9 protein-coding genes are annotated in these 7655 nt (G+C 60.7%); 7 read left to right on the top strand and 2 right to left on the bottom strand.

Annotated features, from left to right (window positions below; translation table 11 throughout):
* The first annotated feature begins 145 nt into the window (after nucleotides 1–145).
* The 6 genes from E4P32_RS06225 (at nucleotide 146) to E4P32_RS06200 (ending at nucleotide 5238) form a co-directional block, all read left to right on the top strand.
* Nucleotides 146–697 (top strand): YcjF family protein, encoded by a 552-nt coding sequence (locus E4P32_RS06225; RefSeq protein WP_116433871.1) that lies wholly within the window; start codon nucleotides 146–148, stop codon nucleotides 695–697.
* A gap of 103 nt (nucleotides 698–800) precedes the next feature.
* Nucleotides 801–1601 carry a thioesterase domain-containing protein gene (locus E4P32_RS06220; protein ID WP_116432769.1) on the top strand — a complete coding sequence of 267 codons (801 nt, stop codon included), beginning with the start codon at nucleotides 801–803 and terminating at the stop codon, nucleotides 1599–1601.
* Between the two features lie 13 nt (nucleotides 1602–1614).
* Nucleotides 1615–2181 (top strand): hypothetical protein, encoded by a 567-nt coding sequence (locus tag E4P32_RS06215; protein WP_116432770.1) that lies wholly within the window; start codon nucleotides 1615–1617, stop codon nucleotides 2179–2181.
* 15 nt (nucleotides 2182–2196) lie between these two features.
* A complete protein-coding gene (locus tag E4P32_RS06210) occupies nucleotides 2197–2394 on the top strand; it encodes a hypothetical protein (protein WP_116432771.1) in 198 nt (65 codons plus the stop codon).
* 4 nt (nucleotides 2395–2398) lie between these two features.
* A complete protein-coding gene (locus E4P32_RS06205; protein ID WP_116432772.1) occupies nucleotides 2399–4051 on the top strand; it encodes a cyclic peptide export ABC transporter in 1653 nt (550 codons plus the stop codon).
* Nucleotides 4048–5238 carry a prohibitin family protein gene (locus E4P32_RS06200; RefSeq protein WP_116432773.1) on the top strand — a complete coding sequence of 397 codons (1191 nt, stop codon included), beginning with the start codon at nucleotides 4048–4050 and terminating at the stop codon, nucleotides 5236–5238. Before E4P32_RS06205 ends, E4P32_RS06200 begins: the two co-directional genes overlap by 4 nt.
* Before the next feature lie 18 nt (nucleotides 5239–5256).
* Here E4P32_RS06200 and E4P32_RS06195 read toward each other — a convergent pair whose 3' ends face one another.
* Both E4P32_RS06195 and E4P32_RS06190 read right to left on the bottom strand, forming a co-directional pair.
* Nucleotides 5257–5718, bottom strand: a complete 462-nt coding sequence (locus tag E4P32_RS06195) for a DUF697 domain-containing protein (RefSeq protein ID WP_116432774.1) — start codon at nucleotides 5716–5718, stop codon at nucleotides 5257–5259.
* A complete protein-coding gene (locus tag E4P32_RS06190; RefSeq protein WP_116432775.1) occupies nucleotides 5715–6494 on the bottom strand; it encodes a 4'-phosphopantetheinyl transferase superfamily protein in 780 nt (259 codons plus the stop codon). The genes E4P32_RS06195 and E4P32_RS06190 overlap by 4 nt, the downstream gene beginning before the upstream one ends.
* Before the next feature lie 131 nt (nucleotides 6495–6625).
* On the opposite strand from E4P32_RS06190, the gene E4P32_RS06185 reads away from it, so the two are divergent.
* Entirely contained in the window at nucleotides 6626–7573 is a 948-nt protein-coding gene (locus tag E4P32_RS06185) for a homoserine O-succinyltransferase (RefSeq protein ID WP_233526543.1), read from the top strand.
* Nucleotides 7574–7655: the final 82 nt, after the last annotated feature.

Genomic DNA, 7655 nt, shown 5'->3' with positions numbered 1-7655 from the left:
ATGATGCGTTGACGCGTTGGCCTCATATTCGACGATTTCCCGATAGTGACGCTCTGTCGAACGCGGCAGAGTCTTTTTCCCCCGCCTTGAGTCATGCAGCAAGCCTCATGTGCGTCAGGGCGTTTAATTGATGAAGGAGATTTTCATGAGCACCACGGATCAAGCAGAAAAAACCATCGCCGCAGAAGAACCGGTCACAGAGCAGGCGGCCGAGCTGACCTCGGAAGAGCGTCAGAACGAAGCACTGCATTCCATCAAGAACCATGCAATGACCGCCATGGGCGTCGGCATTCTGCCGATCCCGGGCCTCGACCTGATTGCCTTGACCGGCGTGCAGTTGAGCCTGCTGCGCAAGATCGGCGGCCTGTACGGTTTCACGCTGTCCGATGAAACCGGCAAGAAACTGCTCGGCTCGGTGCTCAGCGGCTATCTGCCGTTGCTCATCGCCGGTCCGGTCGGCAGCATCCTGAAATTCATTCCGGGCGTCGGCATCGCTGCAGGCGTACTGGCGCAATCGACGCTGGCGGGCGCAACCACCTATGCAATCGGCAAGCTGTTCCTGCAACATTTTGAATCGGGCGGCACCTTCCTCGACGTCAAGACCAAGGAAATGGGGCAGAAGCTCAAGCAGCAGGTTCAGGAAGGCAAAGACTTCCTGAAGAAGCACGTTCCGGGCGGCAAGAAGGACGCGGTCTGATCCTTGCCTGCATCAGCTGCGGGCAACGGCATACCGGGAGTGAATGCGCTTCCGGTATTTTTTTATGCGTCCTGACGGTGACTGCTGACATGAATATCCTCCAATGAGTCCGCTGCAAGAATCACGCGCCTGGTTTCCTTTCGGCCTGGGCCGGGAAGACGCGCATACGCGCCTGTTCTGCCTGCCGTTTGCGGGCGGTGGGGCGTCCAATTTTCTTTCCTGGCGCACGCGTCTGGAGGATGCCGGGGTAGCCGTAGCGCCGCTCCAGTATCCGGGGCACGAGACGCGTCTGGGCGAAGCGCCGCTGCATGCGTGGGATGACATGCTGGCGGCCTTGCAGGAAGCGATCATGCCTCAGCTGGATCGGCCGTATGTCTTGTTCGGCTACAGCATGGGCGCGCGTCTGGCATCCGCGTTGGCGGCCAGGCTGGCGAACGCCGGTTTGCCGCCGGTGCAGCTGATCGTCGCCGCGCATGTGCCGCCGGACATGCCGTCGCCGGCATTACAGGCGATCGGCCTGGACGACGACGCATTCAAGGCGCTGTTGTCGCAGTACGGTGGGATCCCTGCCGAGATGTCGCACGAACCGGCCTTCTGGGAGATGGTGCTGCCGGTGATGCGGGCCGACTTTGCGCTGGCCGCGGCGCCATTCGCTGCTGTGTCTGTGCCTGCCGCGTATCCGATCACGGCGTATGCCGGTGCTGACGACAGGCATGCCGATGCAAAAAGCATGGCCGGCTGGCAGCGTTTTACCACAGCAGATTTCGTGCTGAAAGAATTTGCCGGCGATCATTTTTTCCTCCGCAGCGCGGATGTCTGCGCGGCGTTGAACACCGACCTTGCACCTGTTGCACGTGTTGCACATTTGCGGTCGGCCGATTTACACCCACTTGTCTCTGCCTGAGCGGAGCTGCCTCATGAACATCAAAAGAATATTGCCGCAGGTCGTCACGCGTTTACTCACAGGGACAGGCTGCGCAGTCCTGCTGCTGACGTTGAGCGGCATGCTGCCGGCTCGCGCCCATGCGCAGGACACCAGCCATCATCTGGGCGCAAGCGCCTTCGTCTCCGACCAGCCGCTGCAGGAGCTGCTCAAGAAGCGTCGTCCGAAAGGCCTGATCTATCTTGCGGTGCCGCAGGCGATCATGGTCGCCAACGAGGGCGGGACGAAGAAGGCCAGTTGCTCGCCGCAGATCCAGTTGACCAATTCTTCCAACCAGACGCTGGAAGAACTGGTTGTCGGCATCCGCTACAAGAAAGCCGGCAAGACCATCGGCAGCACCTTGTCGCGCTTCTACCTGATCAAGACCGGCAAGCAGGACATGCATTTCTTCCCCAGCGTGCTCGATACCTCCAGCTGCGAAGAAACCACCGGTGAAGCGGAAGTCATCCAATGCCTGTACGACACCGGCGAGAGCTGTGCACAAGACGTGCGGGCGTTGGAATACGGCGCCGTACCATTGAAAATCCAAGACAAGAAATAACAAGGAGTCGACATCATGCCTATCGCATTCTTAATCTATCTCGTGCTGTGCGTTCTGGTTGCCTTCGTTGCGCGCAGGAGCAGGCTGGGATCCCTGCGCACGCTGTTGCTGGCGTTCCTGCTGACGCCGCTGGTGGCGTTTATCTACGTGCTGCTGTTCGCCGCCATCGACGACAAGAGCAAGGTGTTCTACAACGGTCCGGCCGAGCGATGATCTGATGCGTCTGACCGAACTTCTCATCCGCGATTCAAAGACGTCGCTGCAACGCCTGGGGCTGATGGCCCTCCTGGCCGGCGGCGCCAGCACCGGCATCCTGGCGGTGGTCAATTCCGCCGCCACCACGCAGGCCAGCGGGGGCAGCCAACTTATTCCCATCCTGCTCTACGGCCTGGCCTTGCTGGTGTACATTTTCAGCCAGCGCTACGTCTTGCAGACCACCACCGACGAGGTCGAGCGGATTGTCGACGAGCGTCGCCGCAGCCTGATCCGCAAGCTGGCCGATTGCGAGTTGCTGGGTGTGGAAAAGATCGGCCACGGCGCCATCTTTTCCGCCATCAACACCGACACGCAGACCATTTCGCAGACCGCCGGCAGCCTGATTCTCGGCGTCCAGGCGGTGATGATGATCTTCTGGACCACCATTTACATCGCCACCTTGTCGATTCCGGCGCTGGCGCTGGTGGTCGTGGTCCTGCTGGTGGCGGCGCGGCTGTATCGCAAGCGCGGCGAGCGCGCCAGCATCGACTTGCGGCGCGCACACGATGAAGTGGTCTCCCTGCACGAAATGGTCGAAGGGCTGCTGGCCGGCTTCAAGGAAGTGAAGCTGTCCAGCCGCCGTGCTGCAGAGCTATTGCAGGACGCCGTCATGGTATCCGGGCGGACGGCGTTCTTTCGCTCATTGGCGCAGCGCGCGCTGGGCGTCAATTTCGTCTTTTCGCAAGTCGCCATTTTCATCTTGCTGGGCACACTGGTCTTCATCTTGCCGGCGCTCAGCACCACCTTCGCCGACAGCACGGTGAAGGTGCTGACCGCCGTGCTGTTCCTGGTTGGCCCGGTGTCGGGCGTGATTTCGGCAGCGCCGCAGATTACCGTGGCCAATGCCGCCGCCGAGAATCTGCTGAAGCTGGAAAAACTGTTCGATGAAAACGTGGAACAAGGCATCCCTTCCGGCGACCAGCGCGAAGCCGCAGCGCCGACGGCTGCCTTCGCCGGTTTCACTACCTTGGATTTGCGACATTTGACGTTTGCGCGAGGCGAGGGCAGCGAGCGCTTCTCCGTCGGTCCGGTCGACCTGAGCATACGGCGCGGCGAGACCTTGTTCATCACGGGCGGCAACGGTTCCGGCAAGACGACGTTCATCAAGATGCTGACCGGGCTTTACCCGGCCGACTCCGGCGAGATCCTGGTCGACGGCCGGCTGGTGGGCAGGGCCGACATGCAGCGTTATCGCGACATGTTCGGCGCAGTGTTTTCCGATTTCCACCTGTTCCCCACGCTGTACGGCGTCGAGCGCATCGACCGCGAACGTGCGGCTGCGCTGATCGACGAGATGGAAGTGGAGAACAAGGCGCATCTCGACGGTCGCCGGTTTTCCACCGTCGACTTGTCGACCGGCCAGCGCAAGCGGCTGGCCCTGGTGGCGACGCAGTTGGAAAACCCGCCGATCATGGTGCTCGACGAATGGGCCGCCGATCAGGACCCGCACTTCCGCGCCAAGTTCTACCAGCTTGTCCTGCCGCGTCTGCGCGCCGACGGCATCACCGTCATCGCCATCACCCACGACGATAAATATTTCCACCACGCAGACCGCCGCCTCCATTTCGAGGAAGGCCGCGTTACCAGTATCTCCAGCAAGGGAGCCGCAACATGAGCACCACAGAAGCATTCCACGCCCCCGCAGCCTCCGTCTGGGAGCGATTGCGTCGGCGACTGCAGTTTTTCAGCAACGACCTGATGATCGTCGCGATCATCCTCGTGGTGATGATCGCGTTCTTGCTGCCGTCGATGATCGTCACGATTCCGGCCGGCCACCTTGGTGTCTTGTGGAAGCGCTTTGGCGGCGGCACGGTGATCGATCACGTGGAGACGGAAGGCACGCATCTGATGATGCCGTGGGACGTCATGTACGTCTACGACGCGCGACTGCAAAGCGTGGAGCGCGAATTCGAAGTGCTGTCCTCGGACGGCCTCAAGCTGATGGCGACGTTGGCCTGGCGTTTCCGTGTTATTCCCGAGCACCTCGGCGAGCTGCATAAATATGCCGGTCCGGAGTATGCCGAGACGCTGCTCGGCCAATCGGTCGGTGCGCGTGCACGCGACGTGATTGCGATCTATCGTCCGGAAGACATCTACACCGCCCATCGACTGGAAATCCAGAACCAAATCTCCGAGTCGGTGCGTTATGACATCAAGAACCGCTTCAACACCGAACTGCGCTCCGGCCAGAACTGGATCCTGATCGAAGACGTGCTGGTCAAGCGCATCGTGCTGCCGGACGGCGTGGAAGACGCCATCGTGCGCAAGAACGTGGCGCGCCATGAAGTCGAGCAATACGCGCTGATCGTCGAGAAAGAACAGCAGGAGAGCGAACGCAAGCGTGTGGAAGCGCTCGGCATCCGCAATTTCCAGGAAATCATCAGTGGCGGCATGTCGGATGCCTACCTGCGCTGGCGCGGCATCGAGGCGACGCTGGAACTGGCACGTTCCGAGAACGCCAAGGTGGTGGTGATCGGCAACGACAAGACGGGCGGCCTGCCTCTGATTTCCATCAACGGCGACGGCGTGCCGCAGAAAAAGGACGCCAAGGAAAAAGCCAATGCTCCGCGTGCAGATATCGGCAAGGGAGACACGACGCAGGAGCTGAAATCGGGTGCGCGCAACAGCAAGAATGCGGGCGCCGATCCGGCTTCTTCCGAGAAGAGTGCAACGGCAAAAGCGGCCGCCGCTGCCGCTGCCATCAAGCCGGCGGATTCCGCTCGCGATCTCCAGGCACGTGAAGCACATCGCGAACAACGGCCTCAGCGCGACCACCCGCCGATGCCGCCGCCTTTGCGCTAGATCGGCGGAGGGCTTGAATCAGGCGTGCGCTTCGGCCAATTCCGGCGAGGTGGACGACTGGCGTTCGTCGATTTCGCCCGGCGAAGGCAGGTCAATGCGCCCGTTCGCAATCAGTCGACCCAGCAGCAGTTCGCCGAGCACGTAGGTATAGGCGGCACTGAGGCCGGCCGAGGGCAGGGTGCCGGCAAAATAACTCGCGAACGATAGGTAGCGCAACGCCGTGGCGCTGAGGCTCCCCGGCGACAAGCCGCCCAGGATGCCGGTGATGATGTCGCGGGCGGCTGTGCGATTGAACTCGGCGCCGTACAGTGCGCATAATTTCTTCGCCATCCTGACCTGGATAGCCAGCGCTGCAGCCATGTCGAGCAGGGGCACTGGAATAGCCATGCTGGCGCCGGCCAGGGACGTGTGGCGGACGATCACATCCTGGGCGTGCAAACGGCGTAACGCGGCGCGGGTAAGCGGGGCGGGCGCAGTCATGTTTTCTCCTGGATGTTCAATTGCCAGATCAATATCCTACGGCAATTTCCATAAACGGCAACCGCGCCGACATGATCCCCGATCTGCCGCAAATCGGCACAATGCCAGTCGGCAATATTGGTTCCGGCAGGCGCATGCCTGAGCCAACCGGTCGTGGCGACGCCGCTGTCGACTGCATAGCTCTCCAGCGGAAGCGACAAGCCTAGCCCGACTGCTTTTGCCACCGCTTCCTTGCGACTCCAGCAGCGCATCATAGCCTGCGGTGCATCTTGCGCTTCCCGTATCGATTGCTGTTCTTGCGGATGGAATGCGGAGGCAATATCAAGGAAATCGTCAGGCGCCTGGGCGGATTCGATGTCGATCCCGACGTCGAATCCGCGAGCCAGCGCCACCCAGATCTGCGCTCCTGAATGGCTGACATTGCCCTGTAGTCCGTGTAATGCAACGCCCGGCAGAACCGGCTTTCCCCAAGGATTGACGTCGAATTCCTGTACTCCCGACATGACACCGTAAGCGATCGCGGCGCGGCGCAGCAGCGCGCGTCCATACAAATGCCGTACCGCATCGGCTGCATGTAAAAACCGCGCGGCGCGTTCCTGTTCAGAAGCGGACGTGTATGCGTGGCAGCAAGCCTGTACGGCGGAAAGCAGCTCCGGTGCAAGGGTGACGCCGATGCAAAGCACACTGTGAGACGGCAGCGCCGGGAACGCAATCTCCAGCGCGGAATGAGCCGAAAGCGCGGCAGCGGGAATTGTCAGCAGGTCAGGTACTGTCATGGCGAATCGTCCGGATCGTGCGTGATGACATCGGGGAAGGTAGCCGGTAGTTTATGCGCTGAGCGACTACCGTGATGCTTTTTTTGAAATTTGAGACGTACGGTATAGTCGCCGAAAATGCGGATGCTACCATGGGCCATAAAGCAGACCAGAAGCCTATGCCCATAAAAATCCCAAGAGGTTTGCCCGCACGATCCACGCTCAAGTCCGAGGGTATCGTAGTAGTGGACGAAGAGAGCAGTGCATTCGTGCAGCACCGGCCGCTGCAGGTCGGGTTGCTGAATCTCATGCCCAACAAGATCAACACCGAAACCCAGATTGCCCGCCTGCTGGGCGCGACGCCCTCTCTTGTCGAGCTGAAGCTGGTCAAGATATCGAACCACGTGCCGAAGAACACGCCGGGTGAACACATGGCGTCGTTCTACCGCAGCTGGCAGGACGTCAGGGAGCAGAAATTCGACGGCTTCGTCATTACCGGCGCGCCGATAGAAGCGATTCCCTATGAGAACGTCAGCTACTGGGACGAGCTCACCGATATCTTCCGCTGGACGCAAACCAACGTTCACAGCAGCTTCAACATCTGCTGGGCGGCCCAGGCGGCATTGCATTATTTTCATGGCATGCCGAGATACCTGCTGGAGGAGAAAGCGTTCGGTGTGTTCAGTCACCAAGGCCGGGATGCAGGCTCGCCGTACCTGGACGGCTTCCACGGCGATTTTGTCATTCCCGTGTCGCGCTGGATGGAGATGCGGCACACCGATATTCCGTCCGACAGCGGCATTTCCGTGCTGATGGATTCACCGGAAACAGGCCTCTGCCTGCTCAACGATCCGCGCCGCCGCGCACTGCATTTCTTCAACCACATCGAGTACGACGCGCAGACACTGGCCGACGAATACTTCCGGGATCTGAAAGCGGGGAAAAGCATCGGCCTCCCGAGAAACTATTTCCCCGGCGACTGCGACACCCGGCCGCCGGAAAATCAGTGGCGCAGTCACGCGCATCGCTTGTTCGGGAACTGGATACGCCAGATTGCCGAGACGACGCCTGCCGATCCAGGCAGAATCGGCAGCGGCTAAACCATATCCGTTTGCGATAACGTCGAAAGACTGGGATGATTCCGGCTGGCTGATGCACATTCGAATGCACATTCTCAAGACG

It is taken from the genome of Herbaspirillum sp. 3R11 (genome assembly GCF_004563925.1).
GTDB lineage: Bacteria > Pseudomonadota > Gammaproteobacteria > Burkholderiales > Burkholderiaceae_D > Herbaspirillum.
This window is presented reverse-complemented; position numbering and strand designations above follow the sequence as displayed.

Excerpts from the sequence above, each read along its gene's own strand:
- E4P32_RS06225 (WP_116433871.1), top strand. The coding sequence starts at position 146 with ATGAGCACCACGGATCAAGCAGAAAAAACCATCGCCGCAGAAGAACCG.
- E4P32_RS06220 (WP_116432769.1), top strand. The coding sequence starts at position 801 with ATGAGTCCGCTGCAAGAATCACGCGCCTGGTTTCCTTTCGGCCTGGGC.
- E4P32_RS06215 (WP_116432770.1), top strand. The coding sequence starts at position 1,615 with ATGAACATCAAAAGAATATTGCCGCAGGTCGTCACGCGTTTACTCACA.
- E4P32_RS06210 (WP_116432771.1), top strand. The coding sequence starts at position 2,197 with ATGCCTATCGCATTCTTAATCTATCTCGTGCTGTGCGTTCTGGTTGCC.
- E4P32_RS06205 (WP_116432772.1), top strand. The coding sequence starts at position 2,399 with ATGCGTCTGACCGAACTTCTCATCCGCGATTCAAAGACGTCGCTGCAA.
- E4P32_RS06200 (WP_116432773.1), top strand. The coding sequence starts at position 4,048 with ATGAGCACCACAGAAGCATTCCACGCCCCCGCAGCCTCCGTCTGGGAG.
- E4P32_RS06195 (WP_116432774.1), bottom strand. The coding sequence starts at position 5,718 with ATGACTGCGCCCGCCCCGCTTACCCGCGCCGCGTTACGCCGTTTGCAC.
- E4P32_RS06190 (WP_116432775.1), bottom strand. The coding sequence starts at position 6,494 with ATGACAGTACCTGACCTGCTGACAATTCCCGCTGCCGCGCTTTCGGCT.
- E4P32_RS06185 (WP_233526543.1), top strand. The coding sequence starts at position 6,626 with ATGGGCCATAAAGCAGACCAGAAGCCTATGCCCATAAAAATCCCAAGA.